Source organism: Pedobacter flavus (assembly GCF_036324285.1).
GTDB lineage: Bacteria > Bacteroidota > Bacteroidia > Sphingobacteriales > Sphingobacteriaceae > Pedobacter > Pedobacter flavus.
Window position 1 is genome coordinate 1,134,533 of sequence record NZ_JAZDQU010000001.1, and the last position, 25,309, is coordinate 1,159,841.

General features: G+C 32.5%; 22 protein-coding genes. 16 read left to right on the forward strand and 6 right to left on the reverse strand.

The annotated features are described in order from the left end of the window. Positions 1-35: 35 nt before the first annotated feature. Entirely contained in the window at positions 36-1,742 is a 1,707-nt protein-coding gene (locus tag VRU49_RS05235; RefSeq protein WP_330145732.1) for a M28 family peptidase, read from the reverse strand. 298 nt (positions 1,743-2,040) lie between these two features. Here VRU49_RS05235 and VRU49_RS05240 point away from each other — a divergent pair, with 298 nt between their 5' ends. The 6 genes from VRU49_RS05240 (at position 2,041) to porN (ending at position 8,171) form a co-directional block, all read left to right on the forward strand. Beyond that, complete coding sequence (locus tag VRU49_RS05240; protein ID WP_330145733.1) at positions 2,041-2,997, forward strand: DUF4271 domain-containing protein; 957 nt, start codon at positions 2,041-2,043, stop codon at positions 2,995-2,997. Between the two features lie 17 nt (positions 2,998-3,014). Then, complete coding sequence (locus VRU49_RS05245) at positions 3,015-3,785, forward strand: uroporphyrinogen-III synthase (RefSeq protein ID WP_330145734.1); 771 nt, start codon at positions 3,015-3,017, stop codon at positions 3,783-3,785. A 63-nt stretch (positions 3,786-3,848) separates the two neighbouring features. Then, positions 3,849-5,132 (forward strand): T9SS ring complex lipoprotein PorK/GldK, encoded by a 1,284-nt coding sequence (porK, locus tag VRU49_RS05250; protein ID WP_330145735.1) that lies wholly within the window; start codon positions 3,849-3,851, stop codon positions 5,130-5,132. A gap of 1 nt (position 5,133) precedes the next feature. Next, entirely contained in the window at positions 5,134-5,661 is a 528-nt protein-coding gene (locus VRU49_RS05255) for a GldL-related protein (protein WP_330145736.1), read from the forward strand. Between the two features lie 5 nt (positions 5,662-5,666). Beyond that, on the forward strand, positions 5,667-7,205 hold the full coding sequence (porM, locus tag VRU49_RS05260) for a type IX secretion system motor protein PorM/GldM (protein WP_330145737.1): 1,539 nt from the start codon (positions 5,667-5,669) through the stop codon (positions 7,203-7,205). 87 nt (positions 7,206-7,292) lie between these two features. Beyond that, positions 7,293-8,171: a type IX secretion system ring subunit PorN/GldN gene (gene porN / locus VRU49_RS05265; protein WP_330145738.1), complete on the forward strand. Its 879-nt coding sequence runs from the start codon at positions 7,293-7,295 to the stop codon at positions 8,169-8,171. 35 nt (positions 8,172-8,206) lie between these two features. Here porN and uvrC read toward each other — a convergent pair whose 3' ends face one another. The 3 genes from uvrC to porW all read right to left on the reverse strand — a co-directional run bounded on the left by uvrC (position 8,207) and on the right by porW (position 15,678). Then, on the reverse strand, positions 8,207-10,015 hold the full coding sequence (gene uvrC, locus VRU49_RS05270) for an excinuclease ABC subunit UvrC (protein WP_330145739.1): 1,809 nt from the start codon (positions 10,013-10,015) through the stop codon (positions 8,207-8,209). Between the two features lie 616 nt (positions 10,016-10,631). Then, entirely contained in the window at positions 10,632-12,860 is a 2,229-nt protein-coding gene (locus tag VRU49_RS05275) for a penicillin-binding protein 1A (RefSeq protein ID WP_330145740.1), read from the reverse strand. Beyond that, a complete protein-coding gene (gene porW, locus VRU49_RS05280) occupies positions 12,853-15,678 on the reverse strand; it encodes a type IX secretion system periplasmic lipoprotein PorW/SprE (protein WP_330145741.1) in 2,826 nt (941 codons plus the stop codon). The genes VRU49_RS05275 and porW overlap by 8 nt, the downstream gene beginning before the upstream one ends. Positions 15,679-15,769: 91 nt before the next feature. On the opposite strand from porW, the gene VRU49_RS05285 reads away from it, so the two are divergent. From VRU49_RS05285 to atpG, 7 genes are all read left to right on the forward strand, one after another. After that, complete coding sequence (locus VRU49_RS05285) at positions 15,770-15,997, forward strand: AtpZ/AtpI family protein (RefSeq protein WP_330145742.1); 228 nt, start codon at positions 15,770-15,772, stop codon at positions 15,995-15,997. Between the two features lie 510 nt (positions 15,998-16,507). After that, complete coding sequence (gene atpB, locus VRU49_RS05290; protein ID WP_330145743.1) at positions 16,508-17,617, forward strand: F0F1 ATP synthase subunit A; 1,110 nt, start codon at positions 16,508-16,510, stop codon at positions 17,615-17,617. A gap of 37 nt (positions 17,618-17,654) precedes the next feature. Further along, positions 17,655-17,855: an ATP synthase F0 subunit C gene (gene atpE / locus VRU49_RS05295; protein ID WP_055132568.1), complete on the forward strand. Its 201-nt coding sequence runs from the start codon at positions 17,655-17,657 to the stop codon at positions 17,853-17,855. Between the two features lie 92 nt (positions 17,856-17,947). Continuing rightward, the gene (locus VRU49_RS05300; protein ID WP_330145744.1) at positions 17,948-18,442 is read left to right on the forward strand and encodes a F0F1 ATP synthase subunit B; all 495 of its coding nucleotides are present in this window, start codon (positions 17,948-17,950) and stop codon (positions 18,440-18,442) included. Between the two features lie 29 nt (positions 18,443-18,471). Continuing rightward, the gene (gene atpH, locus VRU49_RS05305) at positions 18,472-19,020 is read left to right on the forward strand and encodes an ATP synthase F1 subunit delta (protein ID WP_330145745.1); all 549 of its coding nucleotides are present in this window, start codon (positions 18,472-18,474) and stop codon (positions 19,018-19,020) included. A gap of 66 nt (positions 19,021-19,086) precedes the next feature. Continuing rightward, complete coding sequence (gene atpA, locus VRU49_RS05310; RefSeq protein WP_330145746.1) at positions 19,087-20,661, forward strand: F0F1 ATP synthase subunit alpha; 1,575 nt, start codon at positions 19,087-19,089, stop codon at positions 20,659-20,661. Positions 20,662-20,735: 74 nt separating this feature from the next. Next, positions 20,736-21,617, forward strand: a complete 882-nt coding sequence (gene atpG, locus VRU49_RS05315) for an ATP synthase F1 subunit gamma (RefSeq protein WP_330145747.1) — start codon at positions 20,736-20,738, stop codon at positions 21,615-21,617. A 141-nt stretch (positions 21,618-21,758) separates the two neighbouring features. Here the strand turns inward: atpG and VRU49_RS05320 are convergent, their stop codons facing one another. Continuing rightward, the gene (locus VRU49_RS05320; protein WP_330145748.1) at positions 21,759-22,169 is read right to left on the reverse strand and encodes an OsmC family protein; all 411 of its coding nucleotides are present in this window, start codon (positions 22,167-22,169) and stop codon (positions 21,759-21,761) included. Positions 22,170-22,314: 145 nt separating this feature from the next. Here VRU49_RS05320 and VRU49_RS05325 point away from each other — a divergent pair, with 145 nt between their 5' ends. After that, entirely contained in the window at positions 22,315-22,536 is a 222-nt protein-coding gene (locus VRU49_RS05325; protein ID WP_330145749.1) for a hypothetical protein, read from the forward strand. A 60-nt stretch (positions 22,537-22,596) separates the two neighbouring features. Here the strand turns inward: VRU49_RS05325 and ruvC are convergent, their stop codons facing one another. Further along, positions 22,597-23,157, reverse strand: a complete 561-nt coding sequence (gene ruvC / locus VRU49_RS05330; RefSeq protein ID WP_330145750.1) for a crossover junction endodeoxyribonuclease RuvC — start codon at positions 23,155-23,157, stop codon at positions 22,597-22,599. A gap of 40 nt (positions 23,158-23,197) precedes the next feature. Here ruvC and VRU49_RS05335 point away from each other — a divergent pair, with 40 nt between their 5' ends. Both VRU49_RS05335 and VRU49_RS05340 read left to right on the forward strand, forming a co-directional pair. Next, positions 23,198-24,175, forward strand: a complete 978-nt coding sequence (locus VRU49_RS05335) for a hypothetical protein (protein ID WP_330145751.1) — start codon at positions 23,198-23,200, stop codon at positions 24,173-24,175. After that, positions 24,156-25,286, forward strand: coding sequence for a glycosyltransferase family 2 protein (locus VRU49_RS05340; protein WP_330145752.1), 1,131 nt, complete (start codon positions 24,156-24,158; stop codon positions 25,284-25,286). The genes VRU49_RS05335 and VRU49_RS05340 overlap by 20 nt, the downstream gene beginning before the upstream one ends. Positions 25,287-25,309 lie beyond the last annotated feature (23 nt).

The window sequence follows — 25,309 nt, forward strand, 5'->3', positions numbered from 1 at the left end:
TATAATTATAATTGGGGCTTTTTGGTAAATGGCAATTATTTTAATTTCAATAAATAATCAGCCGTTATTCTTTCGATATCTAAAACCGCCACCTTAATTGCGGATCCAAGTTTAGTAGATTCTTGCTTAACAGGAACTTTATTAATTGTAGCTAAAGCATCTGCATAATATTTGCCCCAAACTTCAACAATTCTTTTTTCTTTATCAGCTGCTGCACCATTTTCAATATTTTTCGAACTTAATTCAAATTCTGTTTTTAATCTAACTTTAGCTGCTTCTAAAACATCTTTTACCATTGTTATTGCTGTATTTTCATCTGCGCTAGTCAGAACTAAGGCTGCTGTAAGTGCAGAAATACCAACATTTTGAAGCGTTGTTGCCGAAACTTTATCTATTCTATCGTTATCCGTATGGTAAAAAACATCCGTGAAATGCCACATCAATAGGCCAGGTATTTTATTTCTTAAAAATGGTGTATGGTCACTACCACCTTCAAAAGGATTAAAGTTTACGACCCAATTGGCGTGTTTACTTTGTGCTTTTAATATGTTGTAAATAAAATCGTTGTAATAATGAGGGAATAAGTCTTTTTCAGTAACATTACCCGCGCCCCATTCGCTGTGTTTATCCTCACCTCTTGTCCATATTGCCGAAGGATCAGGCATTTTTTCTAATAAAAATGTACCACCTGTAACTGCAGTATTTTCTCCAACCATATCTAAGCTCATGCCCCAAAGAATACCTTTCGCTCTAACTGTATCTTCTTGAATATATCGGCCGGTTGAAGTTATTTCGTCGCCCCATAAAAATGTAATTGTTCTTTTGGGTTTAATTTTACCTGATTTATAAAGAGAAGCGGTAAGTCGTGCCATTTCTGCTAACGCGCCAACTCCAGAAGCATTATCATTAGCTCCAGGTTCTTGAACATGGGCGCTATAAACAAAACGTTCATCAGGATTTTCACTTCCTTGAACATTTGCAACGATTGTTAATTCTTCCGCCGCATAAGACTTGGTCTTAACCATTGCTTGCATTTTTACAGGTCCTTTTGAAAAAGCTGATTTCAGTTTTTCCTTAACAGCGTACGAAGCATTTATAGCAAAACCTTTATTATCTGGGTTTTGGATAGAAGAGAAAGATACAGACGTTTGGTGCTTTGTAGGTTGATTGTAATTAGGTAAACTATAACCAATTACCCCAACTGCACCTGCCTTAATTGCTGAACTAAAAATTCTTCCTGAAGAAACATCAGCAGAGAAGACTATTTTACCAGCTACATTTAAATCTTCGATTTTTGTATTGGGTTGTAGCCATACTACTTCAGTTTCTATTCCGTTTTCTGGAGTTGATGAAGAATTTATGGCAATCATATTTCTGTTGGATTTAAACTCCATAAGTGGAGTATTTTCACCAACTAATTTTAAACTTGCATCTACGGGCTCCCATGCATTTCTTCTCATGGGTCTTTTTTCTATCCTGTAGGTTAAAACGCTTTCCTTTTCATTGTTTTTTTGTTCAACAAATCCAACTTCTTTTAAAATAGATTCTACTTTTCTGATACTTGCATCGAAACCTGAATTTCCGGGTAGTCTGAAGTACTTTTCTACAAATGCTGTAGTGTTATATGCATTAGTTTTGTTAAACCCCTCTCTAGTGAGTTTGAAATAATTTTCTGTTGTATTTTGAGCTGATGCATATACTGAGCAGCTAATCAACACAAGTGATAGGAAGAATTGCTTCATTTGATTAAAATTTTGATTGCAAGTTATAGATTAGATTTATATTTCAAATTCTTTTTAAGGTAACGAATGGATTAATTTCGTGTAATTTATTTGTTTGTTTTAATTATTATTCATATATTTATAGTAATAATTAATTTAATGGATTGTTTAGTTGGGTTAAAAATTCATAATTTTTATTAGAAAGAGTTTATTAGCTAATAAATTTCGATCATTTATTGGCTTGTTCGTTAAAAATTAATAAATACTTTATTAGGGTAAATCTATTTAAAGGTTAAATTTGTAAAGATTTTATATCTAAATGAACTTAAAGTATTTGTTGTTTTCTTTATTACTATTAGCAGGGCTCTCGGGTTTTAGTATTCAATTGCCTGTAGATACTACGCCTGTTATACAACAAAAGCGTTATTTTTTTAGGGATTCAGCTTATTTAGCTGAACGGGCCAGGTTGCAAGATTCTGTCTATAATTCTATGTTGGTTTTAAAAAAGATGCAATCTAATTCAAGCCCACTTTTAGATAGTATAATTCATGCAAATAAACGACCAGGTTTAAATATCAATAATTTTCAAAAATATTTTAAATTTAATACAGATGCTTTAATGAAAAAGCAAGGGGCTTATTTGCCCAAGGGTCAGGCGTGGGGATTAGGTTTAATTGGAGGGTTATTGGTATTGTTTTCGTTGTTGAGGTTGTCTGTATCTCGACAATTATACACGATTGTTCAGGCATTTTTTAACAATAGAGTATTGGGTAATCTAAATAAAGAAGAAAATTTATTTACTTCTTGGCCTTTTATAATGCTTTTCATAGTGTTTGGATTTATAATCGGGATGTTTTACTATTTAGTTTCCCAGTATTATCAATTAGCGGGTGGATTTCAATATTTCTTAACTATAAGCATTGGAATTATAGTTCTGTATTTTGGAAAGATTGTTTTGCTTAAATTTATGGGATTCCTATTAAATATAGGAAAGGTGATACATGAATATGTAACCATATTATTTTTATGTTATTTTATTGCGGGATTAATGTTTCTTCCATTAGTGGTTGCATTTGTTCTTTCTCCTTTAAAATATGGTGTTTATTATATAATTGCTTCCTACATCATATTGATATTGATTGGTTTAATACAATTTATAAGGGCGGGGGTTAATATTTTATCTACCAATCGGTTTCCTTTATTGTATTTATTTTTGTACTTTTGTGCGCTCGAAATCTGCCCTATATTTATATTAATCAAGGCGATAGACTATTAAGGAAATAACTAAGTAGAATGCAAGAGAATAAAGATGACAGACTGCGTAAAGTAAAGAGTATACTCGTTACATTGCCTAAACCAGAAACAGAGAAGTCACCCTATTTTGACTTAGCAAAGAAATACAACTTAAAAATTGATTTCAGATCTTTCATTCATGTTGAAGGTGTGCCGGCTCGCGATTTCCGTAAGGATAAGATCAATTTGGGAGATTTTACAGCAGTAGTATTTACCAGTAGAAATGCTGCGGATCATTTCTTTAGAATTTGTGAAGAAATGCGTTATGAAGTGCCAGTAGATTTGAAATATTTCTGTATTTCTGAATCAACCGCGCTTTATCTTCAAAAATATATTCAATATAGAAAACGTAAAATATTTTTTGGTAAACAAACTGCTGCAGATTTAGCTGAAGTTTTAAAAAAGCATAGCACAGAAAAGTTTTTATATCCATGTTCGGATGTGGCTACTGAAGATACTATGCGTTTCTTAGAAAGTAACGGCTATGATTTCACAAAAGCTGTTTTGTTTAAAACTGTAATTAGTGATTTATCTGATTTAGCTGAGGTGTTTTATGATGTGATTGCATTTTTTAGTCCATCTAGTATTCATTCACTTTTTGAAAATTTTCCAGACTTTAAGCAAAATAATACACGCATTGCAACGTTTGGAGCTAATACAGCTAAGACTGTTGAAGACGCAGGGTTAATTGTAGATATTGCGGCACCAAATCCGCAAGCTCCTTCTATGATTATGGCGCTTGAAAATTATATCAAGAAATCTAATAAATAAAGAAATTTATTCTTGTGGCTAAATTTCTTTTACTATTTTTAACGATATAACAAAATAGGGAATTTGAAAAAACACGTCATTTACCTTGCCTTGGCAACGGTTTTATTTTCTTCATGTGCAAGTATGGTTGGGGTAAACCCATCCCAAAATTATCGTTCTGTAACGCCTCCTGTTCCAGGTCAGGTTTTTATTCCTGCTGGTACTTTTGATTTAGGAGCAGGTGAAGATCCCGTTGTATTTGACCAATTTTCTCAAAATAGAAAAGTTAGTGTTGCCTCATTTTTTATTGATGCAAATGAAGTTACAAATAACGAATACAGAGAGTTTGTAAACTGGGTTCGTGATTCTATCGCAATTACCAATTTTGTTTCTAATAAGGACCAATTTTTAGTAAAATCAAAATCTAAAGTGTCATCCACTAATGATTTAAAATCTATAGATTGGAAATTAGTGACTACCGGAAAATTATTGTGGTCTAAATCTTCGAGAAAGAAAAATCCAAAGCTAGACGAGATGTTCTTTAAACAAGATCATTTATTTAATAAGAAGGGAGATTTAGATACGAGGATTCTAAACTTTTCTTATGGGGTTTTCGATTATAATGAGGCTTATAAAAATAGAGATAATTTAGCAAAAACTAGGGAAGATTTTATTGTTAGAGATACCATAAATGTTTATCCAGATACTACAGTTTGGATTAAAGATTTCGAAAATTTAGGAAACGATTTAATGGTTAAAGATTATTTTTCTAACCCTAAATTTGGAAACTACCCCGTTGTAGGTGTTAGCTGGAAACAAGCGAAGGCTTATACAATTTGGAAAACTGAAAAAATTAATAGAGAGTATAAAGGGACTAAAAGAAAGCCAATCGAGATAAGGTTGCCTACAGAAGCTGAATGGGAATATGCAGCTAGAGGCGGATTGGAAGGTAAAAATTATCCTTGGGGAAATGAATTGCATGGACCTAAAGATTGTGTAATGGCAAATTATAAGTTAGCTCCTGGAAATTATGTGGCAGACGGTGGTTTATTTACAAAGCCTTCAAAATCATACGGTGCTAATAATTATGGTCTTTATAATATGGCAGGGAATGTGGCAGAGTGGACAGAAAACGTCTATTCATCTTCACCCCAGGCAACTGCGATTGACTTAAATCCGAGAATAGTTAGTGCAAATGGAAGTGGATTACAAGCGAGCAAACGTGTAGTTAAAGGCGGATCTTGGCGAGATGCTTCTTATTTTATTAGAAATGCATCCAGAACTTTTGAAGATGAAAATGTAGCAAGGTCTTATATCGGTTTTAGAACTGTTATGTCGGCCTCGTTAGAGCAATCAATAAAAAAGTAAGATGGCAAACAAAAGAAAATTTAGAATCACCATCCATACGCTAACATCATGGGGCGCATCGGTGGTAATTATTGGGGTGATGGCTAAATTATTGCGTTGGCATACTGCCGATACATTAATTATCGTAGGGATGTTAACCGAAGCACTTTTATTTTTCATTTTAGGTTTTCAAAGTGATGAAATTAAAGTCGTAAAAGAAGATGAAGACGAATTAGTTGTTGCTTCTCATGCTGTTGCCCAATCCAATCAAAATAATATTTCTCCAGTGCAATTACCAATCGCAAAATCTTTTGAATCTGGTTCACCAGACTTATCTCAGTATCATACTGAAATGGAGAATTTAGCTCAAAACTTAAAAAATTTAAATGCAGCTTACCAGAAAATAAGCGAAGATTTAAATAAAATGGGGCCAATGGCAGAACATACGGTTCGCGTAACTGAAGAAAGTGAAAAATTAGCGAAAAATTTAACAGCCCTTAATGCAGTTTATAAAAATATGCTGAATGCTATGCATATGCCTAACGCTTAATTGGTATGTCGAAGGTTAAAGTAAATCCACGCCAACGATTTATAAGTCTAATGTATTTAGTCTTACTGGCGATGCTTGCTTTAAGTATTCCTGATACGGTATTAAATGCTTTTAATAATATTAGCGACAATTTAGAAAGCGGAACTTCTAGAACTAAGAAGGAAACCAACAATTATATTGCCTATTTTGAGCAAAATCGACTAAAAAATGATACGGCAAAGCATATGCCTTATTATAAAAAAGCTATAGCAGCGAAATCAATAATTTCGAATCTAGAAAAATCTATTGATTCCTTAAAATTGGAGTTTATTAATAGAGCAGGGGGATTAGACGAAGAAACACAATTATTAAAAAGCCCTGAAAATACAGATATAACCAATCGATTTTTCCAAAAGGAGAAAAACGCAACTTTATTAAAAGAAAAGATAAAGGCAGCTCATAATCAGTTAATGGAACTTTTCCCTTTAAACGAAAGAGGGAATTTAAGTTTGAAACCTGAAATATCGGATGGTTTAGGAAATACCAAAAAATTAAGTTGGGAAGAACATAATTTTGGACCAGAAACGCCTGCTACAGCTGCAATTGCAATCTTGTCTATGTTTCATTCAGATGCAGCAAATACAGAAAATGATGTAATTAAGAAGTTGTTAGGTCGATTAGATGAAACTGAATTAAGGTTTGATAATTATGTGGCGGTTGCTGCGGCTCCTTCATCGTATGTGCTTGCTGGAGAACCTTATACAGCTTCAGTTTATTTAAGTTCTTACAATTCTCAACAATCCGCAAGTATGCGTGTAAACAATCAACCTTTACAAGTGGTAGAAGGAATTGGTAATTATAAAGCGAATACAAGCACACCCGGAATTTATACTTGGAGAGGAGTTATTACCGTTAAACAAACAGATGGAAAATATAAAACTTATACAACACCTGTTCAAACTTATCAGGTAGCAAAACCCGCCGCTACGGTTGCAGCAACTCGAATGAATGTGGTATATGCAGGTATAGAAAATCCAATTGAGATTGCATCTGCAGGTATACCTGATGATCAGATTTCTGTAGTTGTTAATGGAGCTGGTAGTTTAAAAAAGGTAGGCAAAGGTTATGAATATACAGTAGGAGGAGATGCGATAGGGAAGAAGGTTGTTTTTAATGTAATGGCTAAAATTAATGGAAAATCTATTTCAGTTGGAAGCCAAGAATTTAGAATTAAAAGAATTAAAGATCCTATTGCGAAAGTTGCTGGCAAAAGTTCGGGTAGTATGACGGCTGTAGCGCTAAGAAATCAATCTTTTATTTATGCGAATCTCGATGATTTTGAATTCGACATTAAATTTAATATTGTACGTTTTAATTTGATTAAAATTAGCGGTAATAGAGAAATACAAACGGTTAGGAATAATGGTGCCGACTTTAATGCAGAAGTTAAAGTGGTTTTAGATGGAGCAAGTTCAGGGAATAGAATTATTTTTGATAACATAGTGGCAAAAGGCCCTGATGGGAAGGAACGATTGTTGAATTCCATCTTAATTAATATAAATTAAAAAATTTTCGCCTTAATTTGGAGAAGGCTTAATTGACGTTTACTCATGGAAAATAGAAATTCTGTTTTTCAGATTTAATAAAGTAGAATGAAAAAAGTTGTTTTATTGGTGATTGCTATATTAAGCGTTACCACTGGTTTTTCGCAAAATAATAAGGTTCAACAACAAGGATTTGGGTATTATGGTTCTCGTGTTTTAGGGGGTAATGTTATAGATTATAAGTTTGTTAATGAATCTGATGTGTTGTTTTCAAAACGTATTTGGAGAGAACTAGATTCAAAAGATACAACTAATTGGACTATGATGGCTCCAAAATCTATGTTAGCCAATATTATGTTTTCATCTATAATAAATGGCGAATTAACGGCTTATGAAAACCCAGATAACAAAGAAATTGATTTCTTCTCGAAACCATTAAAAGTAGCTGAAGTTTCTAAGCGTTTAGCTGACAGTACATTTGTTCCGGTTTTTGATAGAGATGGTAATCAAGTTGGTGGAAATATGTTGCCTCAAGATTTTGATCCAAAGTCTGTAAAGAAATTTATGATTATGGAAGATTGGATTTTTAATCAGCAAACAGGGACTTTTGAAGTAAGAATTTGGGGAATTGCTCCAGTTGTTGATTTAAAAGTTGAAGGTGCTGTGGTAGACGATTTTGTTCCGTTTTGGGTTTATTTTCCTGAATTCAGATATATTTTGGCTACTCAAAAAGTTGCGCTGTTTGATAATGATGCAACAAATTTTAGTTACGACGATTGGTTTACAAGACGAATGTTCGATGGAAAAGTATATAAAATTTCTAATCCATTAGATTTGCCACTAAGTTCATTTTTTCAGGGTGATGCGCTTATAAAGGAGCAGAAACGTATTGATGATGAGTTGTTTAAAAAGTTAGAAACCTTGACAAAAGATTATAGTATAAAGGCTAAGGAAAAAGAACGAAAGAGAAAAAATAGAGGGAAGTAATTTAAATTTTGGGATTGTTTATCTCGATTACTTTGTTATTCTAAATCTTCTCCCCCAAAATAGGTTTTTAAAGCCTTTACTTGTTTTAGGTTTATCACTTTAAGAAGTTCCTCTTCACTGGCTTCTTTTATACGTTTAACCGATTTAAAAGTGCGAAGTAGCTTTTCTGACGAAACTTTTCCAACGCCAGGAATATCTGATAATTCTGTTTTTAGCGTTCCCTGATCGCGTTTTTTACGGTGGAAAGTGATGCCAAATCTATGTGCTTCATCTCTTAGTTGTTGTATAACTTTTAGTGTCTCCGACTTCTTATCTAAATAAAGCGGTAAACTATCTCCAGGATAATAAAGCTCTTCTAATCTTTTTGCAATACCAATTACCGTTACTTTTTTATCTATTCCAAGAAGCTTCAAACTTTTAAGTGCAGAAGAAAGTTGACCTTTTCCACCGTCAATGATAATAAGTTGGGGTAATGATTGATCTTCTTCTAACATACGTTTATAGCGTCGATATACCGCTTCTTCCATAGTGGCAAAATCGTTGGGACCTTCAACAGTCTTAACATTAAAGTGCCTATAATCTTTTTTCGAAGGTTTAGCATCTTTAAAAACTACAATCGCTGAAACCGGATACTTTCCTTGAAAGTTAGAATTATCGAAACATTCAATATGTTTAGGAAGCTGTGTAAGTCGAAGGTCTTTTTGCATTTGCGTAAGAATTCTATCTGTTCGCAAATCTGGATTCAGCTTTTCATATTGATTGAGTTTTTCCTTTTTAAAGAACAATACATTCTTTTGTGAGAGTTCTAATAGACTTTTCTTTTCTCCCAACTTAGGAACAGTAAATTTAATGTTCGAGTCTCGCAATTCTATTGGAAATGGAACTACAACTTCTTTAGAATTACTATTAAACTTGGTTCTAAATTCGGCTAATGCAAGTGTTAGAATCTCTTCATCACTTTCATTCAATTGTTTTTTTATTTCTATAGTCTGCGTTTGAATGATACTTCCATTTGCAATTTTTAAAAAATTCACGAAAGCATATTTTTCATCACTAGCAATACTCACCACATCTACATTATTTATAGCGGTACTTACAACGGTAGATTTACTTTGGTATTTTTCTAAAATTGTAAGCTTACGCTGATATTGATGTGCTAGTTCAAAATTTAGTTCATCAGCTGCTTTTTTAATGATTTGTTTTACGTCTTTAATTACATTTCCAATTTTCCCATTCAGAATTTCCTTTATCTCACTAATATTATGGTTGTAATCTTCTTCGAGTTGAAAAGCCTGACATGGACCCTTACAATTCCCAATTTGGTATTCTAAGCAAACTTTAAACTTGCCTTCTGCAATGTTTTTAGGAGTTAGAGGTAGGTTGCAACTTCTAAGCTGATAGGTTTCCTTTATGAGGTCTAAAATGGTATGCATCATACCTACAGATCCATATGGCCCAAGATAAGTTGATCCATCTTTCACTACATTTCTTGTCCAAAACACCCTTGGAAAGTGTTCTTTCTTGATGATAATCCATGGATAGGTTTTATCATCTTTAAGCATAATGTTATAGCGGGGTTGATGCTTTTTAATTAAGCTGTTTTCAAGTAACCAAGCGTCAATTTCTGTATCAACTATTGTAAAACTTATTCGTCTGATTTTAGAAACCAAGACTTTTGTTTTACCATACATCTGCTTATCCTGGTTAAAGTAGGAACTTACCCTATTTCGTAAGTCTTTAGCCTTACCAATGTAGATGAGTTGATCATCAGCATCGTAATATTGGTAGACTCCAGGTTTATGGGGGATTTCAGCTAATGCTTTTTTATAGTCGAATGTTGCCATCGTTGGTGTAAAGATACAAAATAGGAGGGGAAGACAGAAAGACCAGATGATTGAAAGTTTGGATGCCTTATTGTAAAGTATCCTTACTTTACACCTCGAATCTTCCGCTCTTTCGTAGCATAGAGACGAATGGCTCAGCAAAGATTTTATAATGTCTTTAATAATAAAGAATAGTACAAATGTCTATGTGTAATTATTAACCTACATTATATTAATAGTAGAAAAAAACTACTCAATATTTCTATAATCAATAAAATGCGAGCCTTATGAGCAATTAATTAATAGAAAATTTAAAAAAGGACAGACTTAGCGCTCTTGCGAATTTATCGAGATTGTTAATCATCTATTATTGATTTAATAGATAATTAACAATTAATATTATGGCAGGTTTCAATTTACTTTAATATAGAAAAGCATCTTGTTGGTATCGGTTATTTGCCTTTTCATCCTATAGTTTTTTTTATAGTAAGTAAAGTATGTAATTTGACTAATATAAGTTAATGAATTTATTAATATGGGCTGGTTAACGAATGTAGTAAGGTTTTTTTTATGGGATTGAAAAAACTTTCTAATTCTTAATACAGCCCTATATTATTTTATAATAGCTTATTAATATCTAAAATCCGAGTTTTTGATCAAGTTCAGAAGTAGGTGCTTCTTGTTGTTGTTGGTATTGCGCACAATCGGTAACAATACTTACCCCATTTCTAGGTGGTTCAAAATCTCCTTTACTTATTTTAATTTTTGGGTTAGCATATACTTTTTGCATGAATAGCCCAAATATTGGAAGTGCGGTATTTGCCCCTTCCCCCATACTTGTGTTTATAAATCTAAAAGCTCTATCCTCACATCCAGTCCAAACTCCAGCAACTAAATCTGGTGTAATGGCCATAAACCAACCGTCAGAATTATTATTGGTTGTTCCGGTTTTGCCACCTATCGGTGTGTTTAATCCGTATTTCCAACCTAATCTTCTACCAGTTCCTTCTTTTACTACACCTTGTAACATACGGGTCATAACATAGGCAACTTCCTCATTCATAACAGCTTTTGGAATAGCTTTATCTTCATAAAGCACAATGCCGTTTTTATCTTCTATTCTTTGAATGTAAAAAGGTTTTGTCCAGTATCCTTTATTCGCAAATACACCATAAGCACCAACCATATCGTACACTGAAGCATCAAAAGATCCTAAACAAATAGATGGTACTACAGGAACATCTGAAGTAATACCCATATTCTTAATTTGAGTTGCAACAGCAGTTGGACCAACTAAATTCATTAGAAAAGCAGTTACATAATTTTGCGATGCTGCTAGGGCTGTTTTCAATGTAATAGTGCCTGGAATGGTGCCTGTAGAACGTGGAGTCCAATCTTCACTGCCAGGATTTGAGATAGTTATAGGTTCATTTTTTACTGTATAGCAAGGAGAATATCCGTTTTCTATAGCTACTGCATAAGTAAATGGTTTTGCAGTAGAACCTACCTGACGAGTTCCCATTTTAACCTGATCGTATTTAAAATGCTCATAGTTTATTCCACCAACCCATGCTTTTACATGGCCAGTTTGAGGATCCATGGCCATCATGGCATTTCTCAATAACATTTTATAATATTTTACAGAATCTATAGGTTTCATAACTGTATCAATATCGCCCTTCCAGGTAAAAATATTAAGATTAGTAGGCGTATTAAAATCAGCCATAATTTCCTCTTCCGTTTTTCCTTCCAAGGTTAATGCTTTATATCTGTCGGATCGTTTTATCCCTTGATTTATCTGTAATTCCATCCCCTTAAAAGGATTTCTACCTTTCCAACTATTAGTAAACTGATCTTGCAACGTTTTCATGTACTCTCGTTGTGCTTCTTCAGCATATTGTTGCATATCGTAGTTAAGGGTGGTAACAATTTTTAATCCATCTGTATCTAAATTATAAGGCGTCCCGTCTGCTTTAAGAATAGATCTTTCAGCTAAAATTGCTTTAACTTCATTTTTTACAACTGCTCTAAAATAAGGAGCAATTCCTTCATTAACAGTAGCTGCATTAAATCTTAATCCTAATGGTTTAACCTTTTCTTGTTCGTATTGTTGTTCTGTTAAATAATCTTCTTGAACCATTAACGACATTACTGTATTTCTTCTCAGTAATGAACGTTCTGGATTTCTAGTAGGAGAATAACGCGTTATTCCTCTTTGTAAACCAACTAATGTTGCTGCTTCAGTAACCGTTAATTTGTCGGGGGTTGTATTAAAATATACTCTAGCTGCCGATTTAATACCATAAGCTTGGTTTCCAAAATCAACTGTATTTAAGTACATCGTGATTATTTCCTCCTTGGTGTAATTACGTTCTAGTTTAACCGCAACAATCCATTCTTGAAATTTTTGAATTACTCTTTTGAAAAAGTTTTTTTGACGACCTTCTTCAGAGAATAGATTTAAGGCTAACTGTTGAGTAATGGTACTCGCGCCTTGACGCTTACCAACTAAATTATAAAAGAAAATAGTGAAAGTTCGCTTAAAATCTATACCACTATGCGACATGAAACGAATATCTTCGGTCGCAATTAACGCATTAATTACATTTGGTGAGATTTCTTTATAAGTTATATTCGATCTATTTTTTGCAAAATAAGTACCTAATATTCTACCATCTTCTGCTAGTACTTCTGTAGCCTGATTGCTTTTAGGATTTTCTATACTTTCTGAAGTAGGCAGTTTCCCAAATAAACCTAATCCAATGGATAGAATGAAAATTGAAAATATCCCTATTCCCCACAATAAAACTTTCCAAAGGGTTTTATTGTATTTCTTTATTTGATCGTTAGTTAATGGCTTACTCATTTATATTCTTTGAAAAAAATTTAATGTACTGTAATATCCTAGCTCTAGAATCTAATTTATCGAAATTTTCCTTGCTAATAATAAAAGTTTGATAGCTATTGGCAGGGATTTTCATAATCGAACTCATTAAGGGCTGTATTTTTAATTGATATTTCTTTAAATGTTCTAAGTCTGCAAAGTTACCTACAAAAATCAATTGATCCGCTTCTAATTCCACTAATTGATGTCTTAAATTTTCATTTGGGTAATTACTTCTATTAAATTGCCCAATTCCAAATCGTGAAGAACTTAAGGTTATGTTAGGGTCATCTATGCGGATAACAAAATAGTATGTGTTGGATGTCGAATTATTAAATGTTCCATCATTAACAATTGGCGCTTCTTTTTCTTCTAATTTTAAAGGAATATTAGGTGTATTTGTAATTTGTCCTGATAAAATTTGTTTTTCAGTTTTTGTATCAATTATAACCGATTCTACTTTCAATGGGTTTAATTTTACCGTATCTTTTTTTGCTAGATTTTCAATTTTTGCATTTATTGAATCTGGCTTAACAACATTAACAACTGAAGGTTCTAAAGTGTTTTGATTAACGTTTTGAGGATTTTGAATTGGAATTACTGTGTTTTGAGCCAAAAATCTTGGATCATTAAGATTAAAGTCGTTAAGTGCAAAAGCTCGATTCTTAAAGTCGACAATATTTTTATTTATATATTCTAAATGTTCTTTAACTAGGGGAGTAACAATACTATCGCGTGGATGCGTTTTTATAATAGTATTAAAAACTTCAATTAAGGTGTCAATTTTATTTGTACGACCAATTGCAATAGCCTTTAAATAATCGTATTGTGCCTTTAGTTGATTATTAGGGAACTCTACAGCAATACTATCAGCTTTTTTAATAACGTCTAAGTATTCTTTTTCTTCAAAATTTAAGTAAACAGAATTGTATAATTCCTGAACTTTAAGTTCTACTTGCGATTCTTTAAAATTGGCTAATGGATCTAAAACAGCTTTAGTATAGGCTGAACTTGGAAATTCTGATAATAACTTAGACTTAAAAAAATCCACTTTAGCACTATCTAATTCCTCGTAGGATCTATATAAACTATAGTAAACTGCATCTGTTTTTGGAAAATTTGGAAATCTTCTTAAAAGCTCTTCATAATATTTAATAGCCTCCTTTGGTTCATTTAATTCCTGGAAATAAAATCCTGCAATTTCAAATAATGAATTTTTAATTATTTCATTTGATTTTTGAAAATCAGATTCACTTGAGGGGATATTCTCTAAATAATTTTTAATGCGCACTTCCCTATCTAAATTAACAGCTGGATTTATAGTTTCAGTCTTATTGTCAACTACATTATTATTTTGATTGATGCTAGATTTTGTTGATTGACGCCAATTATCTTCTAAAATTCTATTACCCCATTTTTTTTTGAAGTCTGAAAATCCAATTGCCATGGCAGTTGGATTGCTGAAATAGAAAGTAGAAGTAGATGAAATAGCTGTTTCAGACTTGTTATCAGTTCCTTTATTCTCAGAAACATCAATTTTCTTTTCTTCAGGGCCAATCCATTCTTCTATTTTTTTTAACCTTTCGTTTTCAGGAAGATCAGCTAATAATTGAAGATTATCTTGCCAAGTAATGCGTTCAAATCTAACGGAAAGGAAACCTAAACTATTAGATTTTTTTTCAATTCCAGAATAGCCTATATATGTTTTGGGTAGGGTAGTTAATGCACTATCATAATAAAGCTTAGACGCTAAATAATCTTTTTTGGAAGTGAAATTTAATTCTGCTAATCTTAAATACGCTAATCCTTGTTGATATTTATTATTAATAATGCGTTGTGCTGATAATTTATAATACTTCTCAGCATTTATTAAATCGCCATTTTCCGCATATATTTCTGCTGTTTTATAAAAAATTTGATCTACATAATCGTCGTTTTTATCATCTTTTAACAATGCTAAAATTAAACTTTGCTTATCAATGGAATCTGGAGATAATTGCGCTTGTAGTTTAACTCGATTTAAGTGTGCATTGAAATACAAATTGAAAGGAGCATTAGATCGAGCAACTTTATTATAAAATTTTACGCTCTTTTTAAAATCATCGGTCTTTTCGTAAAGTTGAGCTAAAATGTAAGTCCATCTTTCTTTTTCCTGTTTTAAAGTTTTCCCTTTTAAAGCTACAGATAGGTGAACAATTGCTTCCTCGTATTTTAGATTATTAATATACCATTGTGCAATAGTTGCATGAGATGCAGCATCTATTTTCTTATCTAACTTAATTAGCGTTTCAATTTCTTTAATAATTGGCGAAACATCCTTTCCCAATTGCATTTCACTTCTTGCTTTCCAATTTAAGCCATTTAATTTTCTGCCTTTTACATCGGGGAATGCCTTGTAAACATAATTAAAATACTCTGCCGCACTAAACTGAAAATTTTGATAATAATATACCTTTCCTAAAAGTAAATAGGCTTCATCTAGATAATTGCTAAATGTTTTTTCGGAAATAACCGCCTGAGCTTTTGTGATAATTTCCTTTAACTGAGCATTGTCCGTTAAATTTTCTTCCGGAATTAAATAAACAGGTAAAATATCATCAAAAGTAGCCCCATAATTTTGCGACAACTTATCCTCATAAGCTTTAAGAATAACATTGGAATTATAGATGTAATTAAATCTTGCTGATAGATTTTGAAGCTTTCGGTTAGATGGCGTATCAATTCTGGTTGAGCAACCTGCAATAAAACTGAAAACAATTAACAATAGAATTGTTATATATGTATTTAATATTGCTTTCAAGAGTAATGTTGAATTTAGATTTTACCTTCTTTAGGATAATTAACGTTAAGTTAATGTAAGTTTGTATTCAATACTCAAATCTATTGTTTTTATGCTTAATAACGAGAATAAACCAGAAGAAAAAAGACTAACTACTTTCATAAAATATTCAGCTACGGGCTTCCAGATGTTAGCTACAATTGGTGTATTTGCATTTATAGGTTATAAAATAGACGAGAAGCGAGGCAGTGAGAAGCCTATATTTATGGCTGTTTTGGGCGTTATAGGGGCTGTAGTTTCATTATATCAAGTAGTTAGATCATTGAGCAAAGAGAAGTAGAGAATTAGGGTGTACTTCAATCTGAATATTGTAAAAAAATCCACCTACATCTTATACATGCTTTAATATTAAAAACTAATCCTAGCTTTGCATAAAAAATAACATTTTGAGCCTCAAGAAATATATTGTCTATTATTTATTGTACACATTGCTTTTGGGAGGAATAGCCTATTCATTGCCGTTAATTTTCCCTAACATTAAACTATTAACAGATAAGTTTTGGTTAATATTTGGTTTTTTAAGTGGGTTAACATTTATTGCTTTCGTTGTGGCGTTTTTAGGGATTAAAAAAAGTCCTGAAACTGGGGTAATGGCAATAATGGGGTCGATCGTTTTAAAGCTAATTTTTTCGATGGCATTTGTGCTAATTTATAGTCTAAACAATAAAGGAAAGGACTTGGTTTTTGTCTTCAATTTTTTTTCTTTATATTTATTGTTTACCTTCTTTGAAATATACGGTTTGTTGCGTAACTTGCGCCACCAAAATAAATAGTAAAAATCTCCGAGTAAATGGATTGTACACGTGTTTTAGAGTTTAAGTTTAAGAGGATAGTTTTCGTTTTTACGCTTTTTTCAGCGTTTTTGTTGCAGTCGTTTGGAGCAAATGCGGCATCTGAACCTGTAGAATCTGGCGAAAAGAAAAAGTTTGAGATAGGTAAATTTGCCTTACACCACGTTGCGGATTCGCACAGTTGGAATGTAATTGGCGATACTTATATCGGATTGCCAGTTATCCTTTATTCAGAAGGACAATGGATAACTTTCAACAGTAACGACTTTATGAAAGACGACAACGCAACTGTTGTTGTTGAAAAAGGTGGTCAACGTTTTGTTAAATATCACGAAAAAATTTATCATGCATCTGATGTGGCGAATGAGCATGGTCAGTATGTTTCTTTCGATGACAAGCATCATTCATTAAATTCTCGTCCATTAGATTTTTCTATTACTAAAAACGTATGTACGTTACTTTTATCTGTAGTTGTGCTATTGGTAATATTTATCAGTGTAGCTAATGGATATAAAAAGCGTCAAGGTAAATCTCCAAAAGGTTTACAATCTTGGTTAGAGCCAATTATCTTATTTGTTCGTGATGATATTGCGAAGCCAAATTTGGGTCATAAATATGAGCGTTTCATGCCATATTTACTAACCGTATTCTTTTTCATTTGGTTTAATAACATGTTGGGATTAGTTCCATTTTTACCAGGTGGAGCAAACTTAACGGGAAATATTGCAGTTACAGTAGTGTTAGCTTGTGCTACATTATTTATGACTGTGTTTAATGGTAATAAGAATTATTGGAAGCATATTTTCTGGATGCCAGGGGTGCCGGTTCCGATGAAGATTTTCTTAATGCCAATTGAATTAATTGGAGTGTTTACTAAGCCAATTGCTTTAATGATTCGTTTATTCGCGAATATTACAGCTGGTCACATATTAATCATTTCATTAATTAGTTTGATATTTGTGTTTGATAATTTAGCAGTTGCTGCGGCTTCTATTCCATTTGCAATTTTTATTGGTGGAATTGAGTTGATGGTAGCATTTATTCAAGCATTTATTTTTACGATTCTTTCTGCTTTATTCATTGGAATGGCAGTTGAGGATCACCATTAATTAGCATAATTTTTAACAATTAATATATAAAATCATGATTACAGGAAGTATTGCTGCAGTAGGTGCAGGTTTAGCTGCGATTGGTGCAGGTCTAGGTATTGGACGTATTGGTGGTTCAGCTATGGACGGTATTGCTCGTCAACCTGAAGCTGCTTCGAAAATTCAAACTGCAATGTTAATTGCTGCTGCTTTCGTTGAGGCGGTTGCGTTATTCGCAGTTGTTGTTGCATTAATGTAATAACACCCAGAAATTAGTTGTGTTGTGAAAGGTTGTTTCACAACACAACTTTTTAAAAGAAATTAAATATAAAATATATATAATACATCAACATGGATTTATTAATACCTGAAGTTGGTTTAGTTGTTTTTCAAACAATTGCATTTTTAATTTTATTGTTTCTATTGTCGAAGTTTGCATGGAAACCTGTTTTAGCTGCAATAAAAGAGCGAGAACATTCTATTGATGAAGCTTTAAATAAAGCTGAATTAGCAAAACAAGAAATGGCACGTTTAACATCTCAAAATGAAGCGTTAATGCAACAAGCACGTAACGAGCGTGATGAGATTTTAAAAGAAGCTAAGATTTTGAAAGATAATATTGTTAATGAGGCTAAATCTCAAGCTCAAGTAGAAGGAGCTAAATTAATTGAGAAAGCTAAAACTGAAATTGAAAATCAGAAGAAAGCAGCATTAGCAGAATTAAAAGGTCAAGTTTCTAATTTATCATTAGAAATTGCTGAACGTGTACTTCGTAATCAATTAGCTGATAAAGCTAAGCAAGAAGAATTAGTTGGTGATCTTCTTAAAGAAGTTAAATTAAATTAATAAAGTATAATTTATTATAAAAAGGGATAATGGTAAATACTAAAGCAGCTTCTAGATACGCAAAGTCATTAGTTGATCTTTCAATGGAACAAAATGCATTAGAAGATCTTAAAAATGACATGGTGCTTTTTAGGAATGTTGTGGACGAAAATCCGCAATTAGAAGCGATATTACAAAACCCTATCGTGCCTTTAGATAAGAAACGTGGTATACTTAGTGGAACTTTCGATAGTCATGTTCACGAGATTACCAAGTCGTTCTTCAAGTTAATTGTAAACAAGGGTAGATCTTCAATATTATTTGAAGTGTCGAAACAATTTGTTAAACAATACAATGCACTTAAAGGAATTATGACCGCTTCTGTTCAAACGGCTACTGCATTAACAGACGAAAATAAGAAAACAATTATTGAGACGGTTAAGCGCGAGCTGGGAGCAAATGAGGTAATAATTGAAGAAAAAATAAATCCATCATTAATTGGCGGTTTTATTATAAAAGTTGGAGACAAACAATTTGACGCTAGTATATCAGGCGGTTTAAGTAAACTTAAAAAGCAATTTGCTGTATCAGTAAATTAATTAAAATTTGTTGTAAGCATTAGTTTATAACTAGAGACATTAAAATTTTTAAAAGAAAATTATATTATGGTAGAGGTAAGACCAGACGAAGTATCGGCAATCATCAGACAACAATTGTCGGGCTTTAAATCAGAAACTGAGCTGGAAGAAGTTGGTACCGTATTACAAGTGGGTGATGGTATTGCCCGTGTTTATGGATTAACTAAAGTTCAATCAGGTGAGTTGGTAGAATTTAGCAATGGTCTTCAAGGTATTGTATTAAACCTTGAGGAAGACAACGTGGGTGTTGTATTGTTAGGTCCATCAGATGAGATTAAAGAAGGTGATACAATTAAACGTACTAAGAAAATTGCCTCTATTAAAGTAGGTGAAGGAATGCTTGGTCGTGTTGTAAACACGTTAGGTGAACCAATTGATGGTAAAGGACCAATCTTAGGTGAGACTTATGAGATGCCAATTGAGCGTAAAGCGCCAGGGGTAATCTATCGTCAACCAGTAAACGAGCCTTTACAAACAGGTATCAAAGCTATTGATGCGATGATTCCTATTGGTCGTGGTCAGCGTGAGTTGGTTATTGGAGATCGTCAGATTGGTAAAACTGCGGTTTGTATCGATACTATTATCAACCAAAAAGAATTTTATGAAGCAGGAAATCCTGTATTCTGTATATATGTAGCTTGTGGTCAGAAAGCAAGTACAGTAGCAAATATTGTTCGTACTTTAGAAGAAAATGGTGCAATGGCATATACTGTTGTTGTAGCTGCTTCTGCTGCTGAGCCAGCTCCACTTCAATTCTACGCACCTTTCTCAGGTGCTGCTATTGGTGAGTTCTTCCGTGATACAGGAAGACCAGCTTTAATTGTTTATGATGATTTATCTAAACAAGCTGTGGCTTATCGTGAGGTTTCATTATTATTACGTCGTCCTCCAGGTCGTGAGGCTTATCCAGGAGACGTATTCTATCTTCACAGTCGTTTATTAGAGCGTGCTGCAAAGATTAATGCAAACGATGAGATTGCTAAAAACATGAACGATTTACCAGAATCTTTAAAAGGTATTGTTAAAGGTGGTGGTTCATTAACAGCACTTCCAATTATCGAAACACAAGCGGGTGACGTTTCTGCATATATTCCTACAAACGTAATTTCGATTACTGACGGACAGATATTCTTAGAATCTAACTTGTTTAACGCAGGTATTCGTCCAGCAATTAACGTAGGTATCTCTGTATCTAGAGTGGGTGGTAACGCTCAAATTAAATCTATGAAGAAAGTTGCTGGTACATTAAAGTTAGATCAAGCTCAGTACAGAGAGTTAGAAGCTTTCTCGAAATTCGGATCTGATTTAGATGCAGCTACAAAATCTGTATTAGATAAAGGTAGTCGTAACGTAGAGATGCTTAAGCAAGGGCAGTTTTCTCCTATGACTGTAGAGAAACAAGTTGCTATGGTTTATGTAGGTACTAAAAACTTAATGCGTAATGTGCCTGTAAATAAAGTAAGTGAATTTGAAACTGAATACTTACAACAATTAGAAATGCGTCATCCTGAAACTTTAGCAGCATTAAAAGCTGGTAAATTTGATGACGAGATTACTGGTGTTTTAGAGACAGTAGCAAAAGAACTTTCAGCAAAATATTAGAAAAATAGTTTAAAGTCTTAAGTAAGTAATTACAAGCTTAAGACTTTGAACTTAATATACCAGATTAACAAAATATGGCTAATTTAAAAGAAGTAAGAAATAGAATAACATCTGTTCAATCTACTCAGCAGATTACTAAGGCTATGAAAATGGTCTCAGCTGCGAAGTTGAAAAGAGCAACCAATGCTATTCTTGCTTTGCGTCCTTATGCAACTCAATTAAAAGATATTTTGGGAAATCTATCTTCAAGTCTAGAAGGAGGTTCTTCTCCTTTTGTGGTAGAAAGAGAGCCAAATAAAGTTTTAATTGTTGTGGTTTCCTCTAACAGAGGATTGGCTGGCGCATTCAATATGAATGTTATTAAAGCAGCTAATCAATTGATCGCTGAAAAATATAGCAATCAAATGCATAAAGGAAATGTAAGTATTATTTCTATCGGTAAAAAGAGTCAAGACTTTTTCGAAAAACGTAAGTTTAACGTAATAGGAAATAACAATGAAGTGTTTTCAGATTTGAGTTTTGAAAACGTTTCTAAAATTTCTACTTCTATTATGGAAAGTTTCGAAAAAGGTGAATTTGATAGAGTGGAGATTGTTTACAATAGATTTAAAAATGCAGCAGTTCAAATTATTACTACTGAACAATTATTGCCTTTAACAAAGTCTGAAGTTGAAGAAAGTACATTAGGTAATGCTGTTGATTATATCTTAGAACCTTCAAAAGAGGAAATTGTAACTCAATTGATTCCTAAATCAATAAAAACACAATTGTACAAAGCTGTTTTAGATTCTCATGCATCTGAGCATGGCGCAAGAATGACGGCTATGGATAAAGCTACAGATAATGCTGGTGAGTTATTAAAAGCACTTAAGCTTTCTTATAACCAAGCTCGTCAGGCTGCTATTACTACTGAGCTTACAGAGATTGTGAGTGGTGCAGCAGCATTAAATGGATAGTAATAAAATTTTCTTTTTAAAGAAAGCCTCAGCAATTTGTTGAGGCTTTTTTGTTGATCAAAAGTTTTAATCCTTGTTTCCAGATTACTTACCTATTTTAAAAGAAACAGTAGTAAAGCTAGAAACTATTAAGCGATGTTTTTATACCAGTTTCGCTTCTGAGCTAATTTCTGTATTTAATAATAAAGAAATTGGGCAATTTTCTTCAGCTTCTTTAACAGCCGCTTGGAAAGTACTTTCGTCAATTGAAGGAATCTTTGCCTCTACAACTAAATGAGATTTGGCTACTTTTCCATCTTGGAAAGTAATTATACAATCTGTGTTTAATTCATCAGCTGTAAAGCCTTTTTCATTTAAAACAAAACTTAGTTTCATGGTAAAACATCCAGCATGTGCTGCAGCTATTAATTCTTCAGGGTTTGTACCAATTCCATCTTCAAATCTTGTGTTAAAAGAATATTGAGTTTTATTTAAAACAGTACTTTGGGTAGATAAATGGCCCGAACCTTCTTTACCACTTCCTTGCCATACGGCAGTTGCTTTTCTATTCATAATGCAATTCTTTGTTTATAATGGGTAACAAACTTATGGAATAATAGTTTCTAATCCCTGTTTCTATTTTTTTAATTTAATTTTTATAGGAATGATTTTAAACTCGTTAAAATTAATCATACATTTGTATTATAAGTATATGAAAATGGAAAATAATAAAGTTCAAAATTCAGAAAGCATTCAAAAAGCAAATGATCCGGCTATTTACAAAACAATTGTTATCGGATTAATTTTATGTATGATCGGTACTTTTGGCCGTTTTGCTTATGATTCGTTCGCTGTTTCTTTAATCACGTGGATTATTTTATTTATTGGAGCAATAATTTGCTGCAAAGCAGTTTTCAAAATATTAGATTCTTCTAAGTAATTTTTCGATATAAAATATTTAAGAGTTAATTTGAGTCAATCGGCTTAAATTAACTCTTTTTTATTTAACTCTTTTTTTATTCCCAGCAACAAAGGCTTCCCAACCCGAATAGCTTTTTGTTGATCCGGTAGGCATTCGCTGAAATGCATGGCATACTGCGATTGCTAAACCATCTGTAGCATCTAAAAACTCAGGTGTCTCTTTAAATTTTAATAATTTTTGAAGCATAGCAGCAACTTGTTCTTTACTAGCATTGCCATTTCCTGTAATACTTTGCTTTATTTTACGGGGCGCATATTCAGTTACAGGTATATTTTTTGTTAATGCTGCTGCCATAGCTACACCTTGTGCTCTGCCTAATTTTAAAACTACTTGGATGTTTTTGCCAAAAAATGGCGATTCAATTGCCAACGCATCTGGGTTATAATCCTCAATTAAATGCAATGTTTTTTCGAAAACACGCTGAAGCTTTAAATAAGGGTCATCTAAATGGTCCATTCTAACAATGCCCATTGTGATTAATTCTAATTTAGATCCCCGCTCTAAAATAATACCATAACCCATTATGGAGGTGCCTGGATCTATTCCTAAAATTATCCTTTCCTTTTTCTCTGCCAACATACAACAATATTAAGCATATTTGTAGATAGTAAGTAATTAAATGTTGACAAAACAGCAACGCATATATCTTTCTTTTGGAGTAAAACTAGCCTTAGTTATTTTGGCCTTTTGGTTTATTGTAAAAAAGGTTATCAATAACAAAGACTTAGAAAATTTCAGACAATTTTTAATTAATATGTCGGGTTTAGAAATTTTCATTTTAACTTTTTTATTGGTGGGTTTAATGTTATTAAACTGGGGAATAGAAGTAATAAAATGGAAACGACTAATAAAACCTGTAGAAAGAATTTCTTATTGGAAAGCTGTTCAATCTGTTTTTTGCGGCTTAACTTTAGCAATTTTCACACCCAATAGAATTGGTGAATATGGTGGAAGAATATTCTTCTTATCCCCTAAACGGAGAGTAGTAGGGGTAGTGGTTATGGCCGTAGGAAATATAGGACAGTTGGTTGTAACCAATATTTTCGGCGTTCTGGCCGGTCTTTGGTTTTTATTTAGGTTTATTGAAATAGATTATTGGATTTATTACTGTATTGTAATTGTTGGCGCTTCTTTTTGCGGTTTGCTATTGGTGTTTTATTTAAATATTAGATGGATAAAAGGCTTATTGCTCTCTTTTAAATGGACAGCGAAATATCATAAATTTTATAATATTTTAGGTAGATATTCTCAATTAGAGCTCATTAAACTTTTTGCTTTTGCAGTAGCAAGATATGCGGTATTCAGTACGCAATATTTAATTATCATTAAATGGCTGATTCCTGAATTAAATAGCTTTGATGTATTAATGATGGTTTGTATTTTATTCTTTGTACAAAGTTCATTACCCTCGTTAGCAATTTTTGATATTGGAATTAGAAGCTTGACAGCAACTCATTTTTTTGGTTACATTACCGATCAGCAAACAGCAGTAGTTGCATCTACAGCGTGTATATGGTTGGTAAATATTATTCTTCCAGCTATTTTGGGTGTATATTTTGTTTTTAAATTAAAAATATTTGGTTATCGAAACGCTTAATATACTTTTTTGGATTTTAACAATTGGGTATGTCTATTTCTTATTAGATTTTAAAAAAGGATGGGATCGTTTACCTATTTATAAATCTTCTAATTCTACACCATATACTCATGTTACTATCGTAATTGCTGCCCGTAATGAAGAAAATAATATTGGAAAAACTTTGGATGCTATTATAAATCAAAATTACCCCAAAAATTTAATGGAAGTGATTGTGATAAATGATCATTCTGAAGATAATACAGCAAAAATTGTAGAACAATATTTTCCGTTTATTACTTTAATAAATTTTTTGGACCCTACTACTATTAATTCCTATAAGAAATCTGCAATAGCCCAGGCAATTAAAAATGCTAAAGGAGAGGTGATTATTACAACCGACGCCGATTGTGTAATGAAAGCAGATTGGCTTAGAACTATGGTTGATTATTATGAACAAAATTCATTTAAGATGATTTCAGGGCCAGTAGTTTATCATCAAGAAAGAACACTTTTTGAGCGTTTACAATCTTTAGAGTTTTTGTTTTTAATTGGTATGGGAGCAAGTAGAATTGGAAATAAACGACCAATAACTTGTAATGGTGCAAATTTATTGTACAATAAAGCTACTTTTAATGAGGTTGGTGGTTTTGCAGGTATCGACAATAAAGCATCTGGAGATGATGAGTTGTTATTACATAAAGTAGCGAAAAGATATCCAAATGGTATAGGATTTTTAAAATCAATTGATGCCATTGTTTATACGAATCCCGTTCCAACTTTATTAGGTTTTATAGCTCAAAGGAAACGTTGGGCTTCAAAGAGCACTAGTTATAAAGATAAACGCATAATTTTTTTAGGGGTATGGATGTGGTTGTTTAATTTGAGTCTCTTATTGTTATTTATAATAACGCTTTTATATGGTAATTTCCTGAGTCTCTTTTTGGCTCAAATTGGCCTTAAAATAGCCGCTGAATTATACTTTTATACGCAATTAGCCATGTTTGCAAATAGGACTAAGCTTTTAATTTTAACCCCTTTATTAAGTATTTTACATGTGTTTTATTTAATTTTTATTGGTATTGCAGGTAATATAGGTAAATATGAATGGAAAGGGAGAACGGTTAATTAAGGTTTATAATTTTTAAATTTGAG

Bases quoted from the DNA above. Each gene is read 5' to 3' on its own strand.
- atpH (WP_330145745.1), top strand. From the start codon at position 18,472: ATGGTAAATACTAAAGCAGCTTCTAGATACGCAAAGTCATTAGTTGAT.
- uvrC (WP_330145739.1), bottom strand. From the start codon at position 10,015: ATGGCAACATTCGACTATAAAAAAGCATTAGCTGAAATCCCCCATAAA.
- VRU49_RS05335 (WP_330145751.1), top strand. From the start codon at position 23,198: ATGTTGACAAAACAGCAACGCATATATCTTTCTTTTGGAGTAAAACTA.
- VRU49_RS05240 (WP_330145733.1), top strand. From the start codon at position 2,041: ATGAACTTAAAGTATTTGTTGTTTTCTTTATTACTATTAGCAGGGCTC.
- VRU49_RS05320 (WP_330145748.1), bottom strand. From the start codon at position 22,169: ATGAATAGAAAAGCAACTGCCGTATGGCAAGGAAGTGGTAAAGAAGGT.
- VRU49_RS05300 (WP_330145744.1), top strand. From the start codon at position 17,948: ATGGATTTATTAATACCTGAAGTTGGTTTAGTTGTTTTTCAAACAATT.
- porM (WP_330145737.1), top strand. From the start codon at position 5,667: ATGTCGAAGGTTAAAGTAAATCCACGCCAACGATTTATAAGTCTAATG.
- VRU49_RS05255 (WP_330145736.1), top strand. From the start codon at position 5,134: ATGGCAAACAAAAGAAAATTTAGAATCACCATCCATACGCTAACATCA.
- VRU49_RS05275 (WP_330145740.1), bottom strand. From the start codon at position 12,860: ATGAGTAAGCCATTAACTAACGATCAAATAAAGAAATACAATAAAACC.
- ruvC (WP_330145750.1), bottom strand. From the start codon at position 23,157: ATGTTGGCAGAGAAAAAGGAAAGGATAATTTTAGGAATAGATCCAGGC.
- atpB (WP_330145743.1), top strand. From the start codon at position 16,508: ATGGATTGTACACGTGTTTTAGAGTTTAAGTTTAAGAGGATAGTTTTC.
- porN (WP_330145738.1), top strand. From the start codon at position 7,293: ATGAAAAAAGTTGTTTTATTGGTGATTGCTATATTAAGCGTTACCACT.
- VRU49_RS05325 (WP_330145749.1), top strand. From the start codon at position 22,315: ATGGAAAATAATAAAGTTCAAAATTCAGAAAGCATTCAAAAAGCAAAT.
- VRU49_RS05235 (WP_330145732.1), bottom strand. From the start codon at position 1,742: ATGAAGCAATTCTTCCTATCACTTGTGTTGATTAGCTGCTCAGTATAT.
- atpG (WP_330145747.1), top strand. From the start codon at position 20,736: ATGGCTAATTTAAAAGAAGTAAGAAATAGAATAACATCTGTTCAATCT.
- VRU49_RS05245 (WP_330145734.1), top strand. From the start codon at position 3,015: ATGCAAGAGAATAAAGATGACAGACTGCGTAAAGTAAAGAGTATACTC.
- atpA (WP_330145746.1), top strand. From the start codon at position 19,087: ATGGTAGAGGTAAGACCAGACGAAGTATCGGCAATCATCAGACAACAA.
- VRU49_RS05285 (WP_330145742.1), top strand. From the start codon at position 15,770: ATGCTTAATAACGAGAATAAACCAGAAGAAAAAAGACTAACTACTTTC.